Raw genomic sequence first — 24,713 nt, forward strand, 5'->3', positions numbered from 1 at the left:
CGCCCTTCCCGCGCAGAGGGAGGTCGCGCCGGCACGGAGGAGGAGACCCGCCGGGAACCGAAAGCAGGCCGGCGCGGCGCTGCTGGATCCGGTCGAGAGGAGAAGTCTCGACCGGCGCAGCGCGCGGGTTTTTGCGGTTCGTGAAGGCTGGCCTGTCGAGCAAGCGGCAAAGGTCGCACGGCGGCTCCTGGTCTCTGGCAAAACCGGGAGCTCGCATTGCCGGTGCTGCTCACGCTCGGGTGCGGGAGCGTGCAGGCAGCCCGGAGAGATCAGTCGCGCGTCAGCGTCTTGCGCTGGTTTAGAAGACGGACGTAGTCCGTGATCCGTTCGGCACGGCGTTTGGGGTCTTTGGTGTGGTGCAGCCGGTAAAGGAACTTGTACCGCTCGCCGCGTGTGAGCGTGTCAAAGAACTCCCGTGCCTCGGGGTGTTCGTGCAGCGCTGCCCGCAGGTCCTCTGGAACCGTTGCTGTGCTCTGCGGGGCGTAGGCGTCATCGAGTCGTCCGTCGACCTTCGCGGCCTGGAATTCCGCCAGACCGGCCGGCTGCATGCGCCCTTCGGCAATCAGCCGCAGGGCGCGCTCACGGTTGACCGCCGACCACTTGCTGGCAGGTCGTCGAGGCGTAAAGCGCTGGAGGTAGAAGTGCTCGTCGTGGCGGGCAAGTTGTCCGTCGATCCAGCCGAAGCAGATCGCCTCTTCGATCGCCTCCGCCTGCGTGACGGTCGCCTTCGGCGAGCCTTTCTTGGCGATCTTGAGCCAGACGCCTGCCGCTAGCGCATGATTGACGTTCAACCATCGTTGCCACGCGACGCCATCGCGCAGCTCGAGAATTGGTTCGTCCCGGGCGGTTGCCATCTCTTTAGAGGTTGGTGCGGCCTGCGCTTCAGGGGGCGTATCGGCGGTGGAGCATGAGGGCGTTGCCTTCAGGGTCGTTGAAAAAGGCCATGTTGCACACGCCGCTGTCGTGCTCGCCGGTGAATGCAACGCCACGCTGCTCAAGCGTCCGCTTGGCTTCGGCGACATCCGCGACGCGGAGAGCCAAGGGCGCGGTGTGTGGCGCAAAAGAGGTGCCCATCTGGGTGGGGTCGACGAGGTACAGCGAGACGTTGCCGGTCTCGATCTCTGGCCAGTTAGCGTTCCAGTCGGGGCTGCTCATGCCGAGCGTGTCGCGGTAGAAGACTTTTGCGCGCTGCATGTCCTGGACGGGGATCGACACGAAGTCGGTGCGTTGCACGATCCCGAGCGTGTTGGTTGGTGTGGTGTGGCTCATAGATCACAGGGTGCCATCGTCTGTGGCGGCGTGGCTTGGAAAAATGCGACGAGATGACAGCCTCTCTGATCACTCCGCGTTCGGCCACTCGGGTCGCGGGGATGGTTCGTTTCGCGCCCGAGCCGGATCTCGCCGACATCGTTGAGCAGCACTGGGTTGTGCGCTGGGACCGACGCGGGCTGCCGCCACTGCGCCACGAGGTCCTGCCTGACCCGTCGGTCAATCTCACGCTCGAGCCTGCCGGTCGGCTGCTCTACGGTCCAGGCTCAGCCCGTTCGTTGCACGAGCTGTCGGGCAAGGGGATCGTGATCGGCACGAAATTCCGGCCCGGAGGGTTCTCTGGCTTCTGGCCCGGGCCGCTCTCGCAGCTCACCGGGCGCGTATTGACGCTACCCAACGCGTTCGGTCCCGGCGGCGAACAACTGGACGCCGACCTGGCCGCTGCTCCCGACCTCGACTCGATCCTCGGTGCCGTCAACGCGTTCCTGCGAACACGCCGCCCGCCATCTGACCGCCAGCAAGCGCTGGCGATGGACATCATCAACGCGATGCGCACGGCCCCACCCGGCACGCACATCACCGATCTGGCCGCGGACTTCGCGATGTCTTCGCGGACGCTGCAGCGGTTGCTCGCCTGTCATGTCGGCGTCGGCCCCAAGGAAGTCATGCAGCGGTTCCGCCGCCAACAAGCGGCTGACCGCCTCGTCGATCCGACCGCCCCCAATCTCGCCCAGGTCGCTGCCGAGCTTGGTTACTTCGACCAAGCCCACATGGCTCGCGACTTCCGCGCCACGCTCAATCGCCCCCCATCGGCGCTCGCAGCAAACACCTAGTGCCCAGTCACTCGACCAGTCAGAGAACCAGAAATCACCCTGATGCGAACGGTGCCTGCGCCGTCGAGAAAGCAGGGCTACAGGCAGCAAGCGGCTACCGACCCGCTCCTCGCCAGCAGCGAGGCGTGCCGCGTCGTCGTGCGTCGGAGGCCGCCCGTGATCCGTCGCAGAGCCCTGCTTGCCTCCGTCCGCGGGTTCGCGCAGCTGGGCGGCGCGACACCGATCCGCAGACCCGCTTTGCGGTGAGGCTGTCGCGTAAAGGGTCGGGGGATCGGACGCCCGTCGGCGCCCGTTGGGCGGCGGACCGTCCGGCGCGGGTGGGGTTGGGCCGGTGTGTGCCGCGAGGCCGTTTCAGGCTCTGGCTGTTGAGCGCCGTTGATTTTCGGGACGGTGATGCTTTTGTTCGGCGGCATCGGGGGGTGGGGTACGAAAGAAGAAGTAAGTCCGGGGTGGGGTCCCGGGCTGACGGCTGATCGGCTCGCAATGAAGGGCGGTCAGGGTCGTGGGCTTGCGGTTGCTTGTCGCGCGTTTGTGACCGCTTCGCTTTCGCTTTTGATCGCTCGCCATGAGGTGCTCAGGTTTCTGAGTGACCGGTCTGGTGGCGCGGCCGGGTGCTCGGCGAGCGATTCGACCCACTCGCGCGTGGCGGTAGGCAGCCGGCCGGTTATGTCCCGCTGCTGCTGGCGGCCCAGAGCTGGGCGGGTCGTCCGCCGGTCGGGATCTGGGTGCTGTGGACGCGGTGGGCGGCGTGCAGGGCTTGGAGGGCGTGGTCGATCTGCCCGGCGGGCTGGTTGTGGTTGAGGGTCTGGCTGATTTGGCTGCGGGTCAGTCCGCCGGGATGGTTTGTGAGGATGGTGTGGATCTGTTCGGCGAGTGGCTGACCGGTCGCACCGGTGAGCGCCCATGCTGCGGACCGGGTGGCGTAGTCCTGGAGCGCGAGTGCGGCGCTCAGGTGCGGGCTGCCGATCTGGGTTTTGCCGTCAGCGAGGGCGTAGAGAAGCGCGAGGCGGATGACGTGCGCTTCGGCGCGGGCGGTGATCTGGCCGATAATCCCGGCCTGTGGCTGGGCGAGTGTGCGGTAGGCGTGATGCCACATCTCCCGGGCGTCGGGATCAAGCTTGATCTGGCCGGCTGTGCGTGCTTGGCGTAGCGCCGTGGCGAGCAGGCGATCAAGGCCGGTGCCGGCGAGGGGGTCAGGTTCGCCGCCTTCTGGGAGCAGGCGCTGGCGGCGGCAGCAGACGATCAGGATCCGGTTCAGATACCCGTTGGAGAGCTCTGCCTGGGTTATGTGGCGGCGCAACTCGTGTTGGGTGATGTGACCGATTAGCGTGATGTGCGCGGTGCTGGCGCGCGCCGGCGCGGTGCGGGTCAGGATCGCCAGTGGCCGTCCATCCCACGCTGAGCGCAGAGTTGGTGAGAGTGTCGAGATCTCACGGCTTGCGGCCTTCAATACTGACGCGAATTCTGGTTCGATCACCAGCAGCCGCTGATCAGGGTGACCGGGATCCTGGCCGGCTGGGTCACGGACCGCCCAGATCAACCCCTCGCCACTGGATAGGCCGGTGAGAATCCGTGAGTCGATCGACGTGTCGACACTGACCAGAAGCCGACGGACATGATCCCAAGATGACCCCTTTCTCGCCTTCGCGCTGTCACCGACCAGCAGCATGAACTCGTTGGTGTGATGGCGGGTCGCTTCGACTTGGAACCACGCGCCACGACCGATGGCGGTACCGAACCCGACCAGCAGCTGGGTGAGGATCGCGACCGGGTCAGCCTCGGTGTGCGGGGCGACGCGGCCCACGATCTCGCCGAGCAGCTCGTGGTAGACGGCGGGTGCTGGTGCTTGCGGCCAGCCTGGCGGTGCTGGCAGCAGCCCGCTGTTTGTAGGCTGATCCTCCGGTGGCGGGTCAAGCAGCGACAGGGTGGCGGTCATTCGGCTGAGACCTCTGTGACGGCGACCCGTGCCGAGCTCTCATCCACGATCGCCTTGTTTGCCGCGAACGCGGCAACCAGCGCCGCGACAGCGAGGTTGTTGATCAACCTCGGCAGACCACGGGACGTGGTGTGGATCAGGCTGATCGCATCATCGGAGAACAGGGTGTCCGAGCGGCCCGCGAGCGCCAAATGATGCTGCACATAGCTTCGGGTCTCTTTCAGGTCGAGGCCGTTGATCGTGTAACGCACCGCGATCCTCTGGTCCAGCGCGGTGAACGTGCCGTTGCGCAGCCGACGCCGAAGTGTGGGTTGGCCGAGCAAAAGCAAACAGAACGGGGCGGTCTGGTCCATCCCCATGTTTGACAAACACCGGATCCCCTCCAGGCTCTCCGCGTCAAGCAAATGGGCTTCATCAATGATGATCACGACATGCTTGCCACGCTCCGCGCTCTCGGCGGCGAGCATCTCTTGGGCTTGGGGGATCAGAGCGGCGTGATGGAACCTAGGGGTGGCGCCCAGGGTGTTGATGATCAGCCCGTAGATACCGCGCAACCCGACGCCGGGGGTTCCGAGATAAAGCACCGTGTGCCTTGAGGCATCAAGGCTCGCCACAGCGGCGCGGGCAGCAACAGTTTTGCCGGCGCCGCACTCCCCGCTGATCACACCGATCGCCTGCTCACTGATGCACCACGCCATCCGGGCGACCGCCTCAGCATGCGAGCCATGGGCATGCAACATTCCCGGTGCCAGATCCTTCCCGAACGGCATGCGTGTGAACCCGTAATGGGCGCGCAACCTGTCAATACTCACTGCTCATCCCTCCTGCTTTTGGTTGATGTCACGATCCTTCTCGCCGTCGCCGTCGCCGTCGCCGTTGTTTGTGAGGCTGGCGTAGTCGATCCGCTGACCACCCAGCTCAGCGTCGCGCTGCTCAGCCAGCAGCTTCAGGTAGTCGATCCCTGTGCCGGCCGGTGGTGGCGGCAGCTCCCGCTGGGCTTGTGGGTGGGTGCGGCGGCCGATCACCAAAGGTGTGGCGGTCCCCATCGGGCGATGCTGGTAGCGAACCTCGATCATCGTGAGATCGAACGGGTCGAACACCAACTCGACCTTGCAGCCGGCGAGCGCGGCGTTGACCTCGTATTGGTTGGCGTAAAGCGACACGGTCGCGGTCTTCGTGACCGTCCGTTCCTGACTCCACAGAAACGCTTCGCGCAACAGCGCCGGGGTCGGCAACTGGGGTGCGCCCGCCGCATCAAACCGGGCCAGCGGGGCTTGCTTGGTCTCTGAGTGCACCCGGCGGTGATAAACGACCTCCACCCACGCGGAGAACCGACGGTTCAGCTCCGCCAGCTCGATGCCATCATCGATCTCCACCAGGAACTGGTCGCGCACGGTCCGGAAGAAGCGTTCGATTTTCCCTTTCGTTGTCGCCGCCCTCGGGCTTGCGTGAATCAGCCTCACACCAAGCACCGCACACGCACGAAATAGCTGTGAGGACACGAACGCCGAGCCGCGGTCAACCAAAATCTGGCCGGGCACCCCACGGCTCATCAACCCGGCACGGAGCGCGGCCTCGAGGCGGAACACATCCTCACCGGTCCCCCACCGCCACCCGGTCAGCAGGCGAGAGTGATCGTCGATAAACGCGACGAGCACCGCCCGCGCGGCGGTGCCGGCGAGCCTGGGGCCATGTAACCCGTCCCCAGTCCACAGCTCATTCCGGGCAGCGGCTTCGAACCGGCCATAAACCTTCCCTGCAGTGTGACCATCACCCCTGACGTTCAACCCGGCACGAGCCAGATGCGTCTGCAATGTCCGCAACCCCGGCACGTCCTCACCGTCCTTGACGCTGGCGAGCATGATCTGCCTGACCTGCGCGGCGGTTCGCTCCGGCCGCTCACGTTTCAAAGCGAACGCCAGCTCCAATGTCTCGGCCGGTGTCCTGACCGGGACGACCCGCCGCCGGGGAAGCAAAGCCTCGAACCCGCCGCGGCGATAAGCACGAATCCACTCATCCAGAGTGCCGCGCGCGACCCTGACGAGCTGCCCATCAGGCCCGACATGCTCACGCCCAGCCAGTGACCGAACGAGCCGGCCACGCTCAGCTTTCGACAACCCCTCATCGGCGGCGTCACGAATCAGGGTGTAACGAAACAGGCCGATCTCCCGGCGACGATCCTCATTCACCTCGTTGCTCTCCCGCGCTCTCGTTCATCCGAAGCGCAGGAGCGTCTCAGCTCACGCCGCCCACGGGAAGGCGGGAGCTCGTGTTGCCAACAGCACCCCGCCAGACAACCTGGACACAACCGGCCACGGATCCACCGGACCGAACCTCAAAACCCACGCCCTGGCCGTGACTGCGATCGCTTCCAACGCGTCCGCGACCACGCTCCCAGCCGGCATGATCGGCCCGAGCTCCGGGTCCAGCACGATCGCGCACCGCGTGAAATGCTCCCGAATCACATCCGCCCGCGCAGCGAACCGGCTCAACCAGCCCCGGACCGTGTCCGCCGGCAACCCCAACCACCCAGCGATCCGGCGATACCCCTGCCCAGCAACGCTCGCCTCAACCGCCGCGCCGATCACAGCCACCTCGTCCCGACGACGCAACAACCCGATATCAGGCAACAGCACATGGGTCCCCAGACACCCCCGGCACCTGGCCCGCCTGGGCACCAGCCGCCGGTCAGCACCCCGACAGCGCAACACCCGCTCCCGGCCATGACCCCACGGCCCCAACACCGCCCGGCATAACGGACACAACAACCCGCCAGCCAACAACTCAGCCTCGACCACGGCAGGCTCTGCACATACGATCAACATCGGGGTGCCACCTCCGGCATCCAAGAGAGCCCTCCCGGCAACCGCCAAGCTGACGGGAGGGCTCTCGCGCGTTCACAAACGCGCCAAGCCTGCCACCATCGCAGCAAACATGCCGCCGATGAACGGCGCCACCCACACCGCGCGTGCCGGATTCAAACGGCGCTCAACACTCTGGCGACCGCTATCTGGTGGCGGTGGAGCTTGGTGAGGTTGTGGGTCATCGTGATCAACCGCCACTCCGTCTGCACAGCGGCCCGGCCTCTGCGGTGGAAGCTGGTGAATTTGCGGTTGTGTTTGGTGTGACCGAACACGGGCTCGATCTGGGTCTGACGTTTTCGGTAGATCTCACGCCCGAGGTCGGTCTCCAGCACGCGGCGCATGAACGCGTAGCGTCCGCCGGTCCAGCCTGGTCGCTCGCCGGTGCGTTTGCCGGAGTCCGGCGGGATCAGCACTGGGATTCCGTGCCCGGCGGTGACGTCGTCGATGTGTTGCTCGTTCCAGTACTGCGCGTCGGCGACGACGACCTCGGGCCGTGCGTCGATCCCGGCGTTAGCGAGCTCTTTGAGCGCGGCTGTGAGCATCGGTCTGAGGTGTGAGAAGTCGCCGGCGGCTGTCGTGATCTCCGCAGCGATCACGATCTGCTGCTCGTTGACAACGGCCTGGGCGTTGTAGCCCTGGATGTAGCGGCGGTTGCCTTTCATCCGCCGGGAGTCCGGGTCGGTCACGTTCACCTCACCCTCGGGTATCTGGGGCGGCGAGTACGGCTTCGGGGTTCCACCCAGCCGCTTGGGGTCATGGATTCGGCGGTGCTCACGGAACGCTTCATATGCCGTGTTGCCGCGCTTCTGCGCAGCGAGATCATCCTCAAGCCACCGTGCCGCCAGCCGCAAACGCGCTTGGCGTGAGCGTGGGACCGGCCCCGCGGTCTGTGCCCGTTGCGCGTCGAGTTGACGGCGCGCCTCACGCGTCCATCCCTCCCGGCCCTGCACCCTTGCAAGGATCCGCTCGGTGTCGAACCCAGCCAACGGATCCGCGTCGGGCTGCCCCTCCAGGCCGTTCTCCGCGCTCGCCAGCTGATCCTCACCGGCACGCTCACGCTCCAGTTCACGAACGATCCACGCACGCCGCCCAGCCTCGGTCGCGAGCTCGGGCGGGAACTCATCCCCGCGCGCCTGCCCGTGCTCCAGATCCTCGGCCTGATCTCGCTTGATCGCCTCACCGATGATCCCCCTGGCGATCCGGTCATAGTCAACGTTGGAGTCACTCGCTGCGCTCGCTGACAGCTTCGTGCCATCGATCGCAACAACCCCGGACGCGACCAGACCGCCCTTTGCGCACAGCTTCAAAACCATCCCGAACAACTCACCCAACCGCTGCTCGTGACGCACGATGAACCGGGCGATGGTGGCATGGTCCGGCACCCGGTTAGCAGTGATCACCCGGTAGGCAATGTCCTGGCGACAGTGACGCTCGATCCCGCGTGAGGACCGCTGGGCAGTGGAATACGCGAACAACACCAAGCTAACCATCATTGACGGGTCATACGCAGCGCGACCATGCCCGTCCGCTCGGTAGTCCGCATAGAAGTCCGACAGATCGAGCTGCTGCACCGTCTCCAGCACGAACCACGCCAAATGATCGCCCGGCAGCCAATCCCGCAACGACGGAGGCATCAAAAACGCCTGCTCACGATCACACTCAATGAAATTCTGGGGCATCCCCAAATTCTCTTAAACCGGTCAGACAGAACCCCAGGTTTGTGCGACAGCCTCCGGTCATACGAGGGAAGACGCCGAGGTCATCAGAGGAGCGCAGCGGCCCTGGGTTTCGCCAACACCAGGGCACGGGAGATTTCGTGTCCGCCAGCACGATGCCTATGCATGGCCTCAGGAACGCCGCCGCGATCGGCCGTGGCGCCGGCACCGGGAGCTCCGTCCCAGACGCGGTAAGTCGCCATAGGGAACGTGCGGTAAGCGTCGTCTCGGGTGTGGAAGCGATACCGACCCGGGTCGCGACGATCAGCTACGCGCTGAGCGTTCCGCGTGGGGCGAGCCATTCGGTTGGCTGCCCGGTGATGGCCGCGATCCGGTCGTAGTCCTCGTCGTAATGGAGCACGGCAATCCCAGCGGCCTCAGCGGCGGCTGCGATCAGAAGGTCCGGATGCCGGACGGAACGCTGATGTAGACCACCACGGTCTGCAAGCTGTCCGTAAACCTCCAGCGCACGATCCCAACCGGTGGCCGCAACCGGGCAATCCGGCAGCGCGTCGAGTTCCGTGCGCATTGCCTGGAACTCCTGCGGGTTGCGGGCGCTGTAGAGCAGCTCGAGCTTGACCATCGCGCACGTCGCGATCTCCCCTAAAACCACGGCCTCGTCGAACTGTGTGCGCAGCTTGCCGCCGACCGCGCGGGTCCAGACCCACGTGCTCGTGTCAGCGAGCTTCAACTACACGACCCGTCGTGGCGCGCGAAGCTCATCCAGGACGTCTGGTGTGAGAGCCGGGAAGTCTCGGCGGGCTAGGCGCTCACGAGCGTCACGGTCAACAACCGAGCGCAGCGCTGCATGAACGGTGTCCGTGGTTCGCTTGGTGCCGAGAACGTCGGCAGCGGCCTGCACAAGATCAGTCTCAAGATTGATGTTGGTGCGCTTGATCGTCGCTGGACCCATAGCAACAGCATACACCTAGGAGGCAGTAGCCGATACACACGCTCCCTGTAGCCCATTGATCATCGCGGATGCAATCGACTTGACAGGGCCTGACCAACTACGAACCCGAGAGTCGCGCACCTGGGTCGGAACCACTCCAGCCCCCAGGCGCCCGCTACACCACTTCTGCCGCCTCGACCCGAGCAAGGCGCGTGGATCAACGGCCAGCGGCTCTACAGCAACGGCGGCGCCCCGGCCGGCCACCTTCCCGTCTAACGCAAAGACCAGCTGTCAAGCTGCGGCGCGCATCCCGCCAATGTCGGCAACTCACCCGCCTTGCGCGGCCAGCAGGACGCTGGGCGCTGACCTCGGCGAGCGGACGCGCGCAACGCGTGGTTACGCTGGTCTGGTGCCCGGCGAGTGGTTTGAGTGGGAGTGGGACGAGACCCTGTTTGCCGGGGCTGCCGCCTTCTACGATCGTGGACGCCTGCCGAACGCACCGGGGCTCGCCGCGGCGTTCAACGACACGTTTGGGCTTGACGGTCAAGGCCGTCTTTTGGATGTCGGCTCCGGGCCGGGTACCGTGACGCTGCCGCTTGCCGGCCTGTTCAGGGAGGTTGTTGGCGTTGACGCCGACACTGAAATGATCCGTGAGGCGCGACGACTGGCGGCGAAGCGCGGCGTGATGAACGCCAGCTGGGTTCACCGCCGGGCCGAAGAGCTGCCCGCTGATCTCGGGAGATTCAACGTGATCACGTTCGCGGCATCGTTTCACTGGATGAACCGTCCGCTCGTCGCCGGGATCGTCCGAGAGATGCTCGAACGTCCTGACGGCGCTGTCGTGCACGTCGATAATCGCCACCAAGACGGCCTCGCTCCAGCCGACGATCTCCCGCCGGCGCCGACCGAGCGTATTGCCGAGTTGCGCCGTTCGTATCTGGGTGAGAACCGACGGGCTGGCCAGGGCATCCGTAACTCCTCGCCCGGCGATGAGGCAGCGGTCTTCCGTGCCGCCGGGTTCGCCGGCCCAGAACTCGTCGTCGTCCCCGACGGGCGCACCATCATCAGATCAGCCGACGACCTCGTCGCCGAAACGTTCTCACTGTCGGCCAGCGCCCCGCACCTCTTCGGCGAGCGACTATCGCAATTTGAGCGCGACCTTCGTCGGCTCCTCGCCGACGCATCACCCAACGGAGCGTTCGCGGTTCGCCTGCCCGACAACGAACTCAAGATCTGGCGAAACGCGACACCGTAGCCACCCTTTCCAGACACAGCGTCGTCCACCGAGCGCCCCCGCTTTGACCTCACCACGCGCCTACCGGCGGGCAGGGTCGACGTCCGCGCTTTGCGCTGATGCGGAGGCCCGTGCGTTTCGGCCTACTCAGCGCGGCGTATTGTGCCCGCCGCCGAGATGAGCCAGTCGGTCATCGCTTCGATTCGCTCTTCGGTGAGAGCGTGACCGCCGGACCAGTGCTGGTGACAGAGCGATGATTCAGAATTGTGGCTGCGGTAGGTCGGTTGGGCGCGCGCGATCAGATCTGTTGCGTCCTGAGAGTACGGATCCTCAGATGCCGAGACCACGAGCGCTGGTCGCGGGGCGATCAGACGCAGCAGCCCGTCAAAGTCCGTGAGCTTGCGGATCCCCGGGATAACCTGTCCCAACTCGATCCCTGTGCCCGCCGCGACGCGGCTCTGGTAGCTGCCCAGCGCGCCGCTGATGCACACGAATCGCACGCGCTGATCGAGCGCGGCACTGAACAGTGTGGTGTGCCCGCCCATCGAATGACCGACGGCACCGATCGCCCGCTGATCGACACCTTCAACCCCGGACAGCACCGAAACGGCCTGGGCGGCGTCGGCCAGCACCACACGCATCAGTAGGTCGCCTCCGACCAAGCGGTAAGCCATCTCGTTGTAGTGCTGGGCGTCATCGCCCGCATGCGGCGTGGTCCCGTTCGCGTTACGCCGTCGGTCCTCGAAACAGATCGCGTCGGGCGCGAGGACGACGAACCCGGCACGTGCAAGCACAGGCCCGATGGCCTGGAGCGGATCTCCCGCGCGCCCGGCGATTTCGCTCTTGCCTAGATGTCGTTCGCCGTTGTGTTGGTGGTAGACGACGGCGGCGGGGAACGGCGCCTCGCCCTCCGGACGCAACAGAAACGCGCCGACGGCTTCGCCCTCCACATTCTTGTAGCTGATCAGTTGTTCGCGATACCCATCCAAACGCCGCTCGCCCGCGTGCACCTCGTGCGGCTCAACTGCCGGTCGAGCGGACCAGCCAAGCAGGCGACCGAGCTCGGCGCGCAGGCCTCCAAGATCTTCGATTCCCGCAGCGGTCATGGCGAGATGATCGCAAGCCGAACGGCGCTCAATACCTCAGGTCGTCTTCCCTGACAGACCCGCTCTTCTGTACTGGCACCCATCTCGCGTTCGACGCCGGCGGTTGTGGTTTGCGCGGCGGACAGGGCGCGTGAGGAGCTTCGACGTAGCGCCTCGGTGTGCGCCTGGCTGCGTGTCACATAATGTCCTGATCGAGCAATGATCTGTCGTTGATGGCTTTTAGATTGAACGGCGGCCGGAGCCGGATCTGCGCGTGTGTGCTTACCGCGGCGCTCCTTGCCGCCGCCGCGAGTCCTGCCGTGCGTGCGGGTGCGGCCGAGCCGGTTCCGCAAACGGTTCGGGCGACGCTAGTCCGGCCTGGAGCGGGAACACGCGAACCACCAGTCGGAACGGCAGTTCGGCTGAGTCAGGTGGACAGCATTGAGTTCGCGACCGAGCAGGTGGGCTACGCGCTTGGCGGCCCACAGGGATCGACATTTCCGCTGAAGACAACCGACGGTGGTCACAGATGGTTCATTGATGGACCAGCGTTCTTTCTGCCGGTCGCCGACGGGGCCGCTTCGGTGAGCGACATGGCCGCTACGAGCGCAACTGAGGCCTACGCCTACGGCGGCCAGGGCGGTTCGAGCATTGTCATGACAACCGATGCGGGCAAGCGTTGGTGGCGCACGTACTTGGGTCAAGCTGTCGTCGCGGTCTCTCAGCACGGTAGTGACATCTGGGCGCTCGCTGCCGGTCCTGAGACACCGTCATCGGGGGTAGCTGCGGTAGCGCCGATGTGGCTCTACGACTCCTCCGACGGCGGGCGCAGCCGGACCTATCGGTCAACGCTGCCCGACGTGCGTGGATGGGAGGCTGATCTCGTGCGGCCCAGTGCGAACACAGCTTTCGCGCTGATCAAAGGCTTCGGCCTCGAGAGAGCCTCTGAGGCAGGGATAGTGCAGACGACCAATGGCGGCGAGACCTGGATAAAACGTAGCGATCCGTGCGAGCAGCAGCTCGCGCGACGCGGCTTCGGCTTCACCGAACGCCTCCAGGCAACCTCGCCGACGTCGCTGTGGCTGTTTTGCGGCACCCAGCCATCAACCGGCGCTCAGGCGAAGCTGGTGGAGCGCTCCTCGAACTCCGGGCAAACATGGACGCTCATCGCCTCCAACGCTCCTGGCGAACACGTACGCTCGAACGACATATCCGCCATCGGCACGCTGCCCGACACGGGCACGACGGGATACCTCTCGGTCACCTCTCCATCAGACGCCTGGCTCATCCTCATCGGCAACAGCATGTTCTGGAAAACGACCGACGGTGGACACACCTGGACCGCCGCAGCCCCCTCCAAGATCGAGGCGCAATTCCCGCAGGAGTTCTCCCTGGCCCAGCAATCAATCTTCGTGAAGACGCAGAACGCTCTCTGGAAGCACTCAGCCGATGGGTGGACGCTCGTCGCCGGCACACCCAAGCCGTATTGAGACAAGCGCGAGGACCCCGGTCCTCAACGGCCCGCTTTGGGGCGCAGACGCGCATCTCGACCCTCGAGAAGCTGGCCATTCTTCGCGCGGCAAGCAGTCATGCTCCGGCTATTCCTTTTATCGTTCGCGCCGGCGGATCAACGTGATCGTATTGGCGACCAAGCGCGACTCGACTCAATCCAGGTTCTCACTGAGACGAGGAGCGGGTCGCTCATGAAGAGCGCGCCTGACATCTGCCTTCGTGCTCGCGCGGGTATGCCCGCCGGCGGCGCCCACCGGACGTCAGGCCGCTCGGCCTCCGAACGAGACGCAGCGGCTGAGCCAGCACGAAACACGGCTCTCTCGGCATGAATGTGGTCAACTGTCACCCGGTCTCGTGTGCGTGTAGTTCGTGTGGTAGGTGAAGGGTGATCGGGCCGCAGGTGAGCAGCACGAGCGCGAGCACGGCTTTGGCGCTGTGGAAGCCGTAGGCGCGTCTGGTGATGAGCCGGACCTTGTTGTTGAGCGCTTCGGTGCGGCCTTGGTTGATCCCGAGGCGGATCGCGGCGAGGATCCCGTCGCGGTGTTTGCGGATCGTTTTGCCGAGCTTGACGAATGGCGTAAGCCGGCTGCGGGACAGACGCGACAGGAGCCGGTCGATCAGCACGGTGACGTCGTCGAGGTCCAGTCCTGCCTGGAAGATGCCACGGACGGCTTCTTTGAGCTCGTAGGCGCGCCATACCTCCCCGCCGGCGGCTTTGAGCCGGGAGAGGGTCGCGGCTTGGGTGTCGGTGAGCTTCTCAGGCTTCTTCAAGAGCGACCAGCGGGCGTCCTTGAAGCGCTTAGCGGCATTCTGGTCGCCGAGGGAGCGCAGCTCGTTCCAGTATGAGCGGCGGACCTCATCGAGCGCCTGGTTAGCGAGCGCCACCACGTGATAGGGGTCGATGCAGATCGTCGCCTGCGGGGCGTTGGTGCGGACGCTCTTGGCGTATCCGCCGGTCATGTCCATCGACACGGCCCGCAGCCTGGACGCGCGCGAGAAGACGACCGGATCGATCTCCACGCCGGGCTTTAGCCAGGCGCCGTGGATGCCATGACCGGCAGGCACTGTCGGGCACGGGCCGAATGGCACCATGATCGCTGGCGGCGGCTCCCACGACGGCCGGTCGGTGTGCTCGAGTCGTGGGTCCTCGAGCGGTGGATCGAGCGCATCGAAGAAGGCATCGGCGGCGGCCTGCCCCTTGCCCTCGCACCCCCACACGACCTGGCGGCGCTGATGACAGGCGACCAAGGTGAGGTAGTTGTGCTGGCGCTTCCAGCTGACCTCATCCACCCCGATGTCATAGAGATCCTCCAGACGGTCGCCGTCAAGCTCCTGTTCGCAGACACGCTCGATGATCCGCCCGACCGTGTCCCAGTCGATCCTGAGCATCCGCCTGATCGTGCTCTTGTCGGTCCTTGTGGCAAGCCACGCGACCAGACCCTCGAAGTCGCGCGTGAACTGCGACCCCGCACGCGCGAACGGCACCTGCTCGGTCCGCGCCCCATGCACCGGGCACCACAGCCGCCGACGCCGGCAATGGACCTCCAAACGCCAGACCCCGAGATCCAAGTGCCGCCAGACCGAGTGCTGCGGCCGCGTGTCCTTGCGCGCCACGGTCGCATACCCGCACTCCGGACAGATCAGCCGCCGGCGGCAGAGCGCCACCTCCACGACCACCCGGTCAGGCTCGAACTGGACGTCACGGACCCACACGCCCGAAAGCCGCAGAAGCCTGGAAAATGCTGTCGTGACACGCACGCTGTCCCTCCTTGCAAGCCGCTTGACCTCTAACAGCCAGCAGCCTGCCACGAGGGCAGCGGGCGTGTCGCCCAGCCGTGCGCAACCTGCGCGAACTGCCTCAGACAGCCAAACGCCTGCTCAAACCCTGAATCCGGCGGTCACCGTACCCACATCAATGCCGGAAGACCCCGAAACACTCCTTCCCCTTCCGTCCCTCGCACAGGAGGTGCTCGGGGTCGAGACTTTCCAAGCGTGCGACATCTCGCGCCGCGGAGCTGGCGCAGAACAGTGATAGACGGGCGACAGCCCAACCTCACAACCACCGTCGCCTGAGCGTTCTTCTGGGTGTCTTGAAAGAAACACCCATCCCGAATGAAAGCAGGGACACCATGTTCATCCACAAGACAGGTCGCTTGCTCGTGCGCGCGATCGATCCGGCCCACCTCGCAGTCGTCCGCACGACGGGCGTAGACGGTCACGGCAACCAACTATGTCCGTTCGCCGCCACTGGCGAAGGTGAGCCGCTGCGTTGTTGCCTTCGCTACGCTCAGGCCGGCGAGCAGATCACTTTGATCTCCTACTCCCCGTTTGAACATCGGTCGGTGTGGCGGGAGGTTGGGCCCGTCTACATTCACGCAGCGCGATGCGAGGGGTATACACCGACCGGCGGGCTGCCCGAGCAGTTGCGCACCGGCCCACGTGTCCTGCGCGCCTATCGCGCCGACGGCACCATGAACTACCAACACAACACGGTCGTCACCGACCAGGCCGATCTCCAGCCAATCATCGAGCTTCTGCTCGAACAGCCTGACGTCACGACGCTACACGTGCGCACATTGGCGCCACAGTGCTTTCTCTACGCGGTCGTAGCTGACTGACGACAGCCACGCCGCCAGCTCTGCTTCACCGCGCCAGCAGCAACCTCGCTCGCAATGCCCGTCTCGATGCGAAGCGGACACTGCACCCCGGTGGCTGCAACAGGCGTACACCAGCAGCGTGATCGCCATCCACTGAGACCGACCCTGCGAATGGCACGGGCATCCCGCGCACGCCGTCAACTTCTCTCCAACGCGCGGAAGGGAGGCACCGCGATCACAATCGCTTTCAGCGTTTGGACCGTTGGCCACTGGCTATAGGTTTGGCGACGAGACGCCGAGCAACTCGGACACCCGGCTGGCGAGGAGGGCGCAAGTTAGTGCGCGGTCGCATTCCTGCTCCCGTTCCCGCACGGTCGTCACCACCATTCGCCAGCGCAGAGTCTCTCGGCGTCGGCAACGAGGGCGAGGGTGATGAGCGTGGCCAGGTGCGTGACCTGGCGTGGGATGTCGCCCGTGTGCGAAGTAACGATGAACCTAGTGCGATCCTCACGGAGGATGCGCTTGAGACCGTGGGCCGTGTTGCGGGTCTCGCGCAACAGGGCGCCGACGTAGTCGTCCATAGAGACCGCCTGTAGCGTGGCTGGATCGGTGGTAGCGATCTTGATTCCTCTGGGCGTGAGCCGGCTCGGGATCGTGACGTGGTCGCGAACATCCCTGTAGAGGTCGTCGAACACAGCCTTGCCGTGTCGTTTCAGCCGCTGCACCACCGTTGCGGGGACGCTAGGCGGGAGTTGTTCCCAAGCCTGGCCCAGACGCGGGAGTGTCTTTGAGCGGCGCAGCAAGTCCTTGAAGCCGGCACCGCTTTCGGTGTAGTCCAGCAGCCCCTCGGCTTTGTCGAGGATGTCGAAGGCGAGTTGCGCGCGGACAAGATCAGGAGCTAATGGGTCGCTAGCCAAGAGCAAGGTGTCCACAAGCATGCGCTCCATGGTGAGAAACCAGGCAGCCTGAGCGCTGACGTCGTGATGACCAACTGCGTTCGCGAACTGGGTGGGGTCGGCCGCATGGCTGTAGAGGACGTTCAAGCGATCGACCCACCATGGAATCAGCGGCTCCATCTCGGCAGGGGTGAGGTTGTCCCAGTAATGCGAGTCAAACCAACCCTCGGGTCGCGTCATCGCGCGCGGCCGCAATGCCCTGCTTGGAGTTGAGGCATCGGGCAGGTGCAGATTCGCCGCTTCCCCAAAGAGGAGCACAAGAGTGTGAGGCGCCCAGTTCAACTGCAGGCCGATGACACCGGGAGCGAACATCACAAGTGGGAGCGTGATTGCGCTGGAGAAGTCCGTCCCGCCGCGCGTCAAGCTATGAGCTGCGAGCAATCCGAAGCCATTGAATTGCCCCGGGGTCAGTGGCACATCCGGTGTGAGCGTCAGAGCGAGCTGCGCGCGCAGGAATGTCATCCGGCTCCTCAGCAGATCATCAACCGTGATCAACCACAGAGATGCTTCCGTCCGCTCGGCGAAGAACCCAGGCATCCATTGAGCCAAGTAGTTCGGAAGGTCTCGGCCAGACACGAACACGTCAGCGGCGAACGGGCGCATCTCTCGCCAGAACTGATCTTTGTCCTCAAGCCGAGTTTCGGCCCGGAAGTCTCGGATCCACTTTCGTAGCCGCTGCACCGTTGCCGGGTCGTGATCAACGGGCTGAAGCGCTCGCAACGGATCCCATGTCGAGTCGGGTAGCAGCTCGCCCGCTCTACACAGGCGCGTCGCACTGATGTAGTTCGTGACCGAACCGGACCCCTCTTGCAGATCCACGGCTACGGCATTGCCGTGCGTCTGCGTGGAGAACTGGAATATCTGCGTGAGAGCTGGTCCAAACCACTCGGTGTTAGGTCCCGTGGGAAGGTTGATGACGACTGGACCGCGCTGAGGCATAACGAGATTCTCCGACGCTCGCCGGTCGTGTTAGTGCCGCTACGTGCCTCTCGGCTGCGGCACTACCTTCTGTCCGATGGGCGGGACTCGCGCACCTCGCGGAGCATCGCTTTCACGGCAGGGAACTTGCGGTCGACGCTATTGCGTTGGCGACGATGAGGCGCTTCTCAGCGGCGAGACCGCGTTGCCGTCGGGGTGCCCGGATGTGGTAGAACCCTTCGGGTCTGTTGGCCAGGCAGAGGAGAGGAGCGGATTTGTCGGAATCGGCCGCGCATCGTTGGATCCCTCACTACGGCCTCACGGTCCGTGACGTACCCGCGCCTAATGCTTCTTGGGCCGAGGCGGTGCATTTTGCCGGGAGCTTTGACGGTCACGTTGTTTGTCCTGGCTCGGCGTGTTGAGCGACACGCTGGGTGGTGATGGTTGGGCCCTCAAACGTCGTTGAGCGTGGTGATGTGATCGGCTGCTGATCGCGGTCAACGCCAGGATTGCGGTGTATCTGACTTTGTGATAGAGCGGCCGCGTTTTTCAACCCAACGCTGAGTGGAAATGCGGGACCGGTTTTTGCTGGGAAGAGGGTGTGTGCCGGGGCTGTTGGCGTGGCGTTGGCGGGCGTGGTTGAGCTGGCTGGTGCCCACGGGCCTGTGTACGTCCGGGCTGGCTTTGGAGGTGTGCTCGCTCATCGCTGTGGCCTGTTCTTGCGATTCTGCTTGATCCGTTCTTCACGTGCACGTCTGAGGCCTGCGGCGCGGGCGCGGCGGATGCCGGGCCCGCGGCCTGAGTGCTCGTCATCGGGGGTGACATACCCGATCGAGGCGTGCAACCTGATCTTGTTGTACTCCTCACGGGCTCGGGCAAGCTCGCTGTCAAGCACAGCGGGGTCGCTGATCGCTTCAAGCAGCGGCCGTTCGCCCTTGAGGTGGCTGAAGAAGCTCTCGATGTGCGCCTGGTCTGTGGGTGTGCCGGGCCGGCCGTGATGCTGGGTGATTGCCATGATCGCCATGAACTGGCGGGTGTCGATCGCGGTCATCTCGGTCCCGTTATCTGACCAAGCGATCAGGATCGGCAGCCCGCCATCCTCGACGCTGGGGGCAAGCCCGTCGGCGTCCAACAGGTCCTGATCCTCGAGCGCCTGGGCGAACAGCAACTGCGCCTGGGTTGAGGTCTGCTCACTGGTCAAGAGGTAGCCGATCCAGTAGCGGGTCACGACATCAACGATCGCGTAAGCAACCCGCTTGGCACGCGTGAAGTGGGTCGCGTCCCAGATCCAAATCCGGTTTTTCTCCCATGGAATCTGGGGAAACGGCATCGCAACGGGCCTCGGCCGGAACGGCTCACCCGGCAACCTGACCTGGTGTTTGAGCGCCACACGCAACACCGTGGACGGGCTCACGAACACCGTCCCGGTATAGCTGCCACGGTGTGCGATCTTGCGGTGCGAGCGGTCAACCGGCCCCCAGGTCTCGATCAGATCAAGGATCGCCTGCTCCTCCCACTCAAGGATGCTGTGGACCGCGCCACCACCCGGATCACCATCCTCAAGGCTCCCGGTCGCCCTGAGTCGCTGACGCCAGCGATGCGCCCTGACATCGGCGAGATCCAGCACCCGGCACGCCCGGGCGTGCGACCACCCCTGCCCGACAGCATCATCGATCAGGCCCAGAAGCTCGAGCTTGACCCCCGCGCTCACCCGCGCGGGGACCGGGCCGAAAAGCTCGAGCGCTGCCTTCCCCGGTGGAGTGTGAGCTCCACCGCCAACTCTTTCAACGCCTCCGAGAGACGATCGTTCTCCGCCCGCAACAACTCCACCTCCACCTGCTCCGGTGAAGCTGCCCGACCCGGCTTCGCCGACGCAAACGCCGCCAACGCCGCATCCTTCGCAAGCGCTCGCAACCGGATGATCACCGACACATCCACCCCATACTTCCGGGCCGCGTCCGCCTGCGAGATCTCCTGGGAGGTGACCTCCAAAAAGATCTCCCACTTCTCCTCCGGCGACAGTTGCCGGCGAGCTTTGCGCTTGCCGTTCTCCATCATCTGGACCTCCTGGATCAAGGCCCCCAAAGCTACCCAGCTTAAGGTTGAAAAACGACCCGACCTCTATCACGAAGTCAGACGCAAAACAGGATCGTGGTGATGACCGGCTGGGTCGCCGTGTTCGTCCGTAATTTGCGGGTGCTGGCCGCTGCCGTGCCGTCAGCGGTGATGCTGCTTATCACCATGCTGGTGGCGGCGTTTGCCGGTGCGGCCGGGGTCTGATATGCCTTTCAACACGAGTTCCCCCGGGGGTCTGGTGGGAGGGGCCGTTGGGAGCGTTGGCCTGGTGAGGAGCGTGGTGTTGTGTGGGTGTGATGGCGATGAGCGCAGAGCAGGTGGTGGTGGAGGCTGATCTGGTGGCTGGGCGTTTGTGTTGCCCGGTTTGTGACGGGCCGCTTGTGCCGTGGGGGTTTGCGCGCGAGCGCACCGTGCGCCTGCTTGATGAGACACGCTTGCTGCGGCCACGGCGAGCGTGCTGTCGGCGCTGTGAGCGGACACACGTGCTGCTGCCGGCCTGGGCGCTCGCCAGGCGGCGTGACGGGACGGAGGTGATCGGCCGGGCGCTTTTGGCCAAGGCCAACGGTCAGGGACACCGCACGATCGCAGCGGCGCTCGGGCGCCCACCAGGGACGGTGCGTGGCTGGTTGCGGACCTTCACGCGCCGCGCCGGGGCGATCACCACGACCGCTCGCCTGTGGGAGCGTGTGCTTGACCCGTCAGCCGACCAGCAGCTCGTGTCCGGCCCGCCGCTGGTTGGGGCCGTTGACGCGCTCGGTCGAGCGGCCAGGGCATGCCGGTCACGGCTGAAGCTGACAGCGTCAGCGTGGGAGCTTGCTGTGGTGTTGACGGGCCTGTTGCACGGGCCGGGACGCCGCCCACCAGGGCTCTGAGACCCCGGGGTGTTGGTGCCCACGCGCGGTGGGTCGCATCGCTCGGGCCGCACACGCCCCGCACCCCGACAACATCCCGCGTCCTGGCGCTACGCCCCTGCCGAGCGATCAACAGCGAAAGCGAAGCGGTCACAGACGCGCAACGCACCACCACCCGCCCCCGTGCCCCCTGTTTCTCTTCCCTGCCGCCGTTCCCAGGGCCAGGGAGCACGCTGCAAGGGGCTTTGGTCGTTCGGTCGTTCATAACCCAGATCATCACCCCCGATGACGCGATCATCACCATCCTGAGTGTCCGTCAACACGGCGTTGCTCCAGGACTTCTTGCGGGCATCACGGGACCGCTTCGCCCAGGACGGGTCGGTCCCGGATGGACTGACGATGCTGAGGACGGCGTTGTTCGCTGAGCAGCGGTGGGATCACCACGGCGGGCAAGAGAGTGGTGGCCCGGACATGCGCTATGTTGGCGCGCTGCTCGAGCGGATTCGTTCGCTGGTTATTGCGGGCGCTCACCTTTCGCCTTCGCCGAAGACGTTAGGCGGGATTCGCGACAAGGTCATGAACGCTTACGAGCGACTTCTGGTCGGTTACGCGAGCTGGGGCGGATACCGCTACCGGGGGTGGGGTGGTTACCGAGACAAATCCAATTACTCTGGGCCTGCTGTCTGGTCTGAGCGCGACTGCGGCCTGAAGCTTTGCCTTGAGCTTGAGAAGGAATGGCCTGGCGGAGTGCATCAGGAGTTCCCGATCGCAAAGTGGACTCGTTCTGACCTAGCCGAAGGTGAGGCAATCCAGCGTGTTGACGTTGCTGTGCTGGACTTGGCCGAGTTCGTGGAGGGACCGGACGCCGCCATCAGATTTGGAGAACGCACCCACGAGGCCTTCTTCGAGATCAAGTGGTGCGTAAAGGGATGGTCCGACGGCGCGAGGGAACACAAGACGCGCCTAGAGTCGATTCCCGCTGACGTCGCCAAGCTCGGAAACAACATCCACGCTAAGCGCTGCCGGGTCGCGGGGCTCGTCGTCTTCGATGATGGTGACTGGTGGCGCCAGCAGGAGCGAGCACTCGAGACCTCATGGCCCCGCGATGTCTGGAACCTCTACGTTGGACCCAGCGCTCTGACGTGGCGCGGACTGGACGCTGTCCAGCCGTCCTAGTTCGACCTGGTACCTGAAAGTTGCACTCGGCGATCCGATCGCCGAGACGAGGCTACTGCTTTGACGCCTGACAGCTTTACGCCGAAGTGATCGCTTCGGCGACGCAGAGCCCGCGCCCGAGACGACCGGGTGGCCCCCCGGGTCGGCTGTGGTGCACTATTCTGCGCGCACGGATGGTTGGTCGACGCGCGCGATCACGAGGATGGTGGGGCGGAGCCGCAGGGTCTGTGTTTGTGGCTCTGCTCGTCTCGGCGTGCGGCTCGGCCGAGCCGAAGACGGTGACGGTAGTGCAGGTACAGCATCACTCGAAGCCTGTCGTGCTCAAGGTGCCGCACACGGGTCAGCCGAGCCAATGCACTGTTTGGTTGACGGGTGGTAGCGCGCTGGTCACGTTCCAAGGCGACGGCTATCCGGTCGCCGCCACGTGCAACGCATGGGTCGTGCAATCCGCCAAGAACGGCAGCCTCTGGACAACGCAGACACCAACGGACTTCAGCGCGTACGGAGATGATGTTCAGGTGTGCCGGCTACGCGGCCACAACGGCTGGGAGTACGCGACCGTGCTCGATGCCTCATCAACCGCCGGCAGTGCTGGTCAGGCATCTTGCGAAGGCTTGCTCTCCACTGGCCAGTGGGTCGAGTTGCCCGCCGACAACTCGGTGAATTACGTCCCTCCCAAACCACCCGCGAGCCCACCGGCCGGACGAGGCACTCCGGTTCTTCGGATCGGCAGATGGACAGGTCGCGAGCCGAGCCTGATCGGGTTCAGCGCAGATGGCGGAAACGTAGTCACAGACTTGCGGTGGAAGGCTTGGGGCAAGACGCAGGCGCTCGGCGTTGGTCAAAGCGACATTCAGACGTGTATCCCGTCATGCGGGTCAGGCGGCGACATGCCGGTCTCCGCATACATCCTCTTGAGCGATCCATCGCACGGCCGGTTCACGCACATGACCGAGTCGCAGGGCGGGCAGATCACCCACGATGTCGAAGGCGCGAAACCGCCCACCCTCGCACAGATGCAGACCGGGCACATAGGCTTCTGGCCGTGGGAAGCGCTGAGCTACAAGGAGGCCCTCAACGAATACGAGCAGGCGCTCAACCGAACCTGAGCGCTGATCGGGAGCAGACAATCGCTTTCACCTCAGCGACGAGCCTGAGCCGGCGAGTGCTTCGGCGACGGGTCGAGCGTCACGGCACAACTGTGCCAAGGGCCTACGGGTGTTCGGGAACTACCTCGATCAAACTTGCGAGCGCCCAGCCGATGTTGTCGAGTGCCGCCGCCGACATCAGGACGTCATGTTGGGCGGCCTCCTCAACGATCCTGCGCGCGGGATCCGCTCTGTTTGGATGCGCCTGAAGCAAGCCGTGGGACACGGCGTCAAGGTAAGCCACCGACTCGCGTGACCCCGTTCCTGGGTCGAGCGGTATGGAGAACGTCTTGATGAGGCCCGTCAGGCACGAGCGTGTCTTCTTGGCAAGAGCCAGTGGCGGCTCGGTCGGCTTGCGGAACAAAACAAACACGTCTCGAGCGACCATCGCGTTGTTGTCGATGTATCCGTTCTCTGCGCGGTGCTGTATCGCCTTGTTCCTGACGGTTCCAAGCCACTTGAGTAGCTGCAGCTCGCGGCGGCGTGCGCGTAGGGCGGGTGCGATTGGGTGATTGGTTTTCTCGGCTGTCTCGACCACGACTTGGAGACCGCCCGTGGGGAGGGGCGGATTCGCGGTTGTCGCTATCAGGTGTGCCACGCCTTCGGATAGAGAATGTGTGTGCTGATACACAGACTCGGCGCTGGTGATGAGCGCCTGCAGCGTCTCCAACGGCTGTGCGTTGTATGCCACTTGGTAGTTGGCGGCTCGGAACATCACGCCCGCCGTGCGTAGGCTTCCAATCCCGAACAAGAGGCTCTTCGCTGCGTCTGCCGTCGGGGTTCTGTCAGAGCGCCTGACCACGAGAGCAACTGCACGATCAAAGCTGTCTGGCTGATGCATCTTTGGCATCGTCGGGATCACACCACACCGAGTAGACGGCTCAGTGCAGTCGCGCCCACATCGTTTGCCGGACGGAGCGACTTAGGCCGGGTGACCGGCCCATAGGTCGCCCGCGGCGAAGCGCGCGAACTATCCCTTTCGCCTCCTGAGCGTTTGTGGCGCGCTAGCGCAATGGCGACCAAGTAGAAATCTGACCGGGCTGGCGAGGGCCGCGGAGATCCTGTGCCGTGGCGCCTCAGTCCGTGGCCGCTTCTATGAGGAGCGAGAGCGCCGTGGAGATCTCGCGGCGGGATGCTGGATCATTGATCGTTCCGTCGTCGGCTACCGCATCGCGCGTTAGCGGCAGACGCAAACATGCTGACTCGACGATGTTGGCGTGGACGTATCCGAGCACCTTGCGCAGCGAGTCGTGGGCATCGGCGCCGCCGGTTGGCGCCGCCGGTCCGGACAGGTTGATCCACGCCACTGGCTTTCCATAGGTGCCGCCATCTCCAACGGTCCACTCAAGTAGGTTCTTCAACGAGCCGGGGAGCGCGCCCGCGTACTCGGGCGTACAGATCATTACCCCATCAGCGGCGGTGATGTGTGCGCGTAGGTCCGCAACAGCGGCGTCAACGACCTCGCCCTCCCGGTCATCATCGGGGTTGAAGTGCGGCAACGATCCCATAGCCTCGTACACCTCTACGGTTACACCGACAGGTGCCAACTGCTGCGCCGTACGGATCGTCGCGGTGTTCGTAGAGCCCGCTCGCAAGCTCCCGGAGATCAACAAAATATGCGGCATCAACCGCGAACGATACGGCGCAAGTT

At 64.9% G+C, this 24,713-nt stretch carries 24 protein-coding genes; 8 read left to right on the forward strand and 16 right to left on the reverse strand.

Annotated elements, in window-relative coordinates; genetic code table 11:
- Positions 1–269: 269 nt before the first annotated feature.
- Both M3M54_RS14355 and M3M54_RS14360 read right to left on the reverse strand, forming a co-directional pair.
- Positions 270–854, reverse strand: coding sequence for a YdeI family protein (locus M3M54_RS14355; protein ID WP_249019722.1), 585 nt, complete (start codon positions 852–854; stop codon positions 270–272).
- Between the two features lie 28 nt (positions 855–882).
- Positions 883–1,269 carry a VOC family protein gene (locus M3M54_RS14360; RefSeq protein ID WP_249019723.1) on the reverse strand — a complete coding sequence of 129 codons (387 nt, stop codon included), beginning with the start codon at positions 1,267–1,269 and terminating at the stop codon, positions 883–885.
- A 53-nt stretch (positions 1,270–1,322) separates the two neighbouring features.
- On the opposite strand from M3M54_RS14360, the gene M3M54_RS14365 reads away from it, so the two are divergent.
- Complete coding sequence (locus M3M54_RS14365; protein ID WP_249019724.1) at positions 1,323–2,102, forward strand: helix-turn-helix domain-containing protein; 780 nt, start codon at positions 1,323–1,325, stop codon at positions 2,100–2,102.
- A gap of 664 nt (positions 2,103–2,766) precedes the next feature.
- On the opposite strand, the gene M3M54_RS14370 is transcribed toward M3M54_RS14365, so the two are convergent.
- From M3M54_RS14370 to M3M54_RS14400, 7 genes are all read right to left on the reverse strand, one after another.
- A complete protein-coding gene (locus M3M54_RS14370) occupies positions 2,767–4,038 on the reverse strand; it encodes a YfjI family protein (RefSeq protein WP_249019416.1) in 1,272 nt (423 codons plus the stop codon).
- The gene (locus M3M54_RS14375; RefSeq protein WP_249019415.1) at positions 4,035–4,850 is read right to left on the reverse strand and encodes an ExeA family protein; all 816 of its coding nucleotides are present in this window, start codon (positions 4,848–4,850) and stop codon (positions 4,035–4,037) included. The genes M3M54_RS14370 and M3M54_RS14375 overlap by 4 nt, the downstream gene beginning before the upstream one ends.
- 3 nt (positions 4,851–4,853) lie before the next feature.
- Complete coding sequence (locus tag M3M54_RS14380) at positions 4,854–6,227, reverse strand: DDE-type integrase/transposase/recombinase (protein WP_249019414.1); 1,374 nt, start codon at positions 6,225–6,227, stop codon at positions 4,854–4,856.
- A gap of 51 nt (positions 6,228–6,278) precedes the next feature.
- Positions 6,279–6,674: a helix-turn-helix domain-containing protein gene (locus M3M54_RS14385; RefSeq protein WP_371878586.1), complete on the reverse strand. Its 396-nt coding sequence runs from the start codon at positions 6,672–6,674 to the stop codon at positions 6,279–6,281.
- A 341-nt stretch (positions 6,675–7,015) separates the two neighbouring features.
- On the reverse strand, positions 7,016–8,581 hold the full coding sequence (locus M3M54_RS14390) for a transposase (RefSeq protein WP_249019725.1): 1,566 nt from the start codon (positions 8,579–8,581) through the stop codon (positions 7,016–7,018).
- A 304-nt stretch (positions 8,582–8,885) separates the two neighbouring features.
- Positions 8,886–9,308 carry a PIN domain-containing protein gene (locus M3M54_RS14395; RefSeq protein WP_249019726.1) on the reverse strand — a complete coding sequence of 141 codons (423 nt, stop codon included), beginning with the start codon at positions 9,306–9,308 and terminating at the stop codon, positions 8,886–8,888.
- Complete coding sequence (locus M3M54_RS14400; protein WP_249019727.1) at positions 9,309–9,530, reverse strand: type II toxin-antitoxin system VapB family antitoxin; 222 nt, start codon at positions 9,528–9,530, stop codon at positions 9,309–9,311.
- Between the two features lie 385 nt (positions 9,531–9,915).
- On the opposite strand from M3M54_RS14400, the gene M3M54_RS14405 reads away from it, so the two are divergent.
- Positions 9,916–10,764: a class I SAM-dependent methyltransferase gene (locus M3M54_RS14405; RefSeq protein ID WP_371878681.1), complete on the forward strand. Its 849-nt coding sequence runs from the start codon at positions 9,916–9,918 to the stop codon at positions 10,762–10,764.
- A 122-nt stretch (positions 10,765–10,886) separates the two neighbouring features.
- Here M3M54_RS14405 and M3M54_RS14410 read toward each other — a convergent pair whose 3' ends face one another.
- Positions 10,887–11,849: an acetylxylan esterase gene (locus M3M54_RS14410; RefSeq protein ID WP_249019729.1), complete on the reverse strand. Its 963-nt coding sequence runs from the start codon at positions 11,847–11,849 to the stop codon at positions 10,887–10,889.
- A gap of 257 nt (positions 11,850–12,106) precedes the next feature.
- Between M3M54_RS14410 and M3M54_RS14415 the strand changes: the two genes are divergently transcribed.
- A complete protein-coding gene (locus M3M54_RS14415; RefSeq protein WP_249019730.1) occupies positions 12,107–13,318 on the forward strand; it encodes a hypothetical protein in 1,212 nt (403 codons plus the stop codon).
- Between the two features lie 364 nt (positions 13,319–13,682).
- Here M3M54_RS14415 and M3M54_RS14420 read toward each other — a convergent pair whose 3' ends face one another.
- The gene (locus M3M54_RS14420; RefSeq protein WP_249019717.1) at positions 13,683–15,098 is read right to left on the reverse strand and encodes a transposase; all 1,416 of its coding nucleotides are present in this window, start codon (positions 15,096–15,098) and stop codon (positions 13,683–13,685) included.
- 332 nt (positions 15,099–15,430) lie between these two features.
- On the opposite strand from M3M54_RS14420, the gene M3M54_RS14425 reads away from it, so the two are divergent.
- A complete protein-coding gene (locus tag M3M54_RS14425; protein ID WP_249019731.1) occupies positions 15,431–15,958 on the forward strand; it encodes a DUF1203 domain-containing protein in 528 nt (175 codons plus the stop codon).
- A 356-nt stretch (positions 15,959–16,314) separates the two neighbouring features.
- Here M3M54_RS14425 and M3M54_RS14430 read toward each other — a convergent pair whose 3' ends face one another.
- From M3M54_RS14430 to M3M54_RS14440, 3 genes are all read right to left on the reverse strand, one after another.
- Positions 16,315–17,712: a hypothetical protein gene (locus tag M3M54_RS14430; protein WP_249019732.1), complete on the reverse strand. Its 1,398-nt coding sequence runs from the start codon at positions 17,710–17,712 to the stop codon at positions 16,315–16,317.
- Positions 17,713–18,511: 799 nt separating this feature from the next.
- Complete coding sequence (locus M3M54_RS14435; RefSeq protein WP_249019733.1) at positions 18,512–19,522, reverse strand: integrase core domain-containing protein; 1,011 nt, start codon at positions 19,520–19,522, stop codon at positions 18,512–18,514.
- Positions 19,519–19,896, reverse strand: coding sequence for a transposase (locus M3M54_RS14440; protein ID WP_249019734.1), 378 nt, complete (start codon positions 19,894–19,896; stop codon positions 19,519–19,521). Before M3M54_RS14440 ends, M3M54_RS14435 begins: the two co-directional genes overlap by 4 nt.
- Before the next feature lie 72 nt (positions 19,897–19,968).
- Here M3M54_RS14440 and M3M54_RS16745 point away from each other — a divergent pair, with 72 nt between their 5' ends.
- The 4 genes from M3M54_RS16745 to M3M54_RS14455 all read left to right on the forward strand — a co-directional run bounded on the left by M3M54_RS16745 (position 19,969) and on the right by M3M54_RS14455 (position 23,023).
- Positions 19,969–20,091 carry a hypothetical protein gene (locus M3M54_RS16745; RefSeq protein ID WP_256465788.1) on the forward strand — a complete coding sequence of 41 codons (123 nt, stop codon included), beginning with the start codon at positions 19,969–19,971 and terminating at the stop codon, positions 20,089–20,091.
- A gap of 98 nt (positions 20,092–20,189) precedes the next feature.
- Complete coding sequence (locus tag M3M54_RS14445; protein ID WP_249019735.1) at positions 20,190–20,759, forward strand: helix-turn-helix domain-containing protein; 570 nt, start codon at positions 20,190–20,192, stop codon at positions 20,757–20,759.
- A gap of 378 nt (positions 20,760–21,137) precedes the next feature.
- Positions 21,138–21,914, forward strand: coding sequence for a hypothetical protein (locus M3M54_RS14450; RefSeq protein WP_249019736.1), 777 nt, complete (start codon positions 21,138–21,140; stop codon positions 21,912–21,914).
- Between the two features lie 233 nt (positions 21,915–22,147).
- Entirely contained in the window at positions 22,148–23,023 is an 876-nt protein-coding gene (locus tag M3M54_RS14455) for a hypothetical protein (RefSeq protein ID WP_249019737.1), read from the forward strand.
- 103 nt (positions 23,024–23,126) lie between these two features.
- Here the strand turns inward: M3M54_RS14455 and M3M54_RS14460 are convergent, their stop codons facing one another.
- Together M3M54_RS14460 and M3M54_RS14465 are read right to left on the reverse strand one after the other, a co-directional pair.
- Entirely contained in the window at positions 23,127–23,903 is a 777-nt protein-coding gene (locus M3M54_RS14460; RefSeq protein ID WP_249019738.1) for a hypothetical protein, read from the reverse strand.
- A gap of 235 nt (positions 23,904–24,138) precedes the next feature.
- Positions 24,139–24,687: an NADPH-dependent FMN reductase gene (locus tag M3M54_RS14465; protein WP_249021785.1), complete on the reverse strand. Its 549-nt coding sequence runs from the start codon at positions 24,685–24,687 to the stop codon at positions 24,139–24,141.
- Positions 24,688–24,713 lie beyond the last annotated feature (26 nt).

The organism is Conexibacter sp. S30A1, assembly GCF_023330665.1.
Classification (GTDB): domain Bacteria; phylum Actinomycetota; class Thermoleophilia; order Solirubrobacterales; family Solirubrobacteraceae; genus Palsa-465.

Bases quoted from the DNA above. Each gene is read 5' to 3' on its own strand.
- M3M54_RS14390 (WP_249019725.1), bottom strand. From the start codon at position 8,581: ATGCCCCAGAATTTCATTGAGTGTGATCGTGAGCAGGCGTTTTTGATG.
- M3M54_RS14360 (WP_249019723.1), bottom strand. From the start codon at position 1,269: ATGAGCCACACCACACCAACCAACACGCTCGGGATCGTGCAACGCACC.
- M3M54_RS14445 (WP_249019735.1), top strand. From the start codon at position 20,190: ATGAGCGCAGAGCAGGTGGTGGTGGAGGCTGATCTGGTGGCTGGGCGT.
- M3M54_RS14465 (WP_249021785.1), bottom strand. From the start codon at position 24,687: ATGCCGCATATTTTGTTGATCTCCGGGAGCTTGCGAGCGGGCTCTACG.
- M3M54_RS14355 (WP_249019722.1), bottom strand. From the start codon at position 854: ATGGCAACCGCCCGGGACGAACCAATTCTCGAGCTGCGCGATGGCGTC.
- M3M54_RS14410 (WP_249019729.1), bottom strand. From the start codon at position 11,849: ATGACCGCTGCGGGAATCGAAGATCTTGGAGGCCTGCGCGCCGAGCTC.
- M3M54_RS14370 (WP_249019416.1), bottom strand. From the start codon at position 4,038: ATGACCGCCACCCTGTCGCTGCTTGACCCGCCACCGGAGGATCAGCCT.
- M3M54_RS14460 (WP_249019738.1), bottom strand. From the start codon at position 23,903: ATGCATCAGCCAGACAGCTTTGATCGTGCAGTTGCTCTCGTGGTCAGG.
- M3M54_RS16745 (WP_256465788.1), top strand. From the start codon at position 19,969: ATGACCGGCTGGGTCGCCGTGTTCGTCCGTAATTTGCGGGTGCTGGCC.
- M3M54_RS14365 (WP_249019724.1), top strand. From the start codon at position 1,323: ATGACAGCCTCTCTGATCACTCCGCGTTCGGCCACTCGGGTCGCGGGG.
- M3M54_RS14400 (WP_249019727.1), bottom strand. From the start codon at position 9,530: ATGGGTCCAGCGACGATCAAGCGCACCAACATCAATCTTGAGACTGAT.
- M3M54_RS14450 (WP_249019736.1), top strand. From the start codon at position 21,138: ATGCTGAGGACGGCGTTGTTCGCTGAGCAGCGGTGGGATCACCACGGC.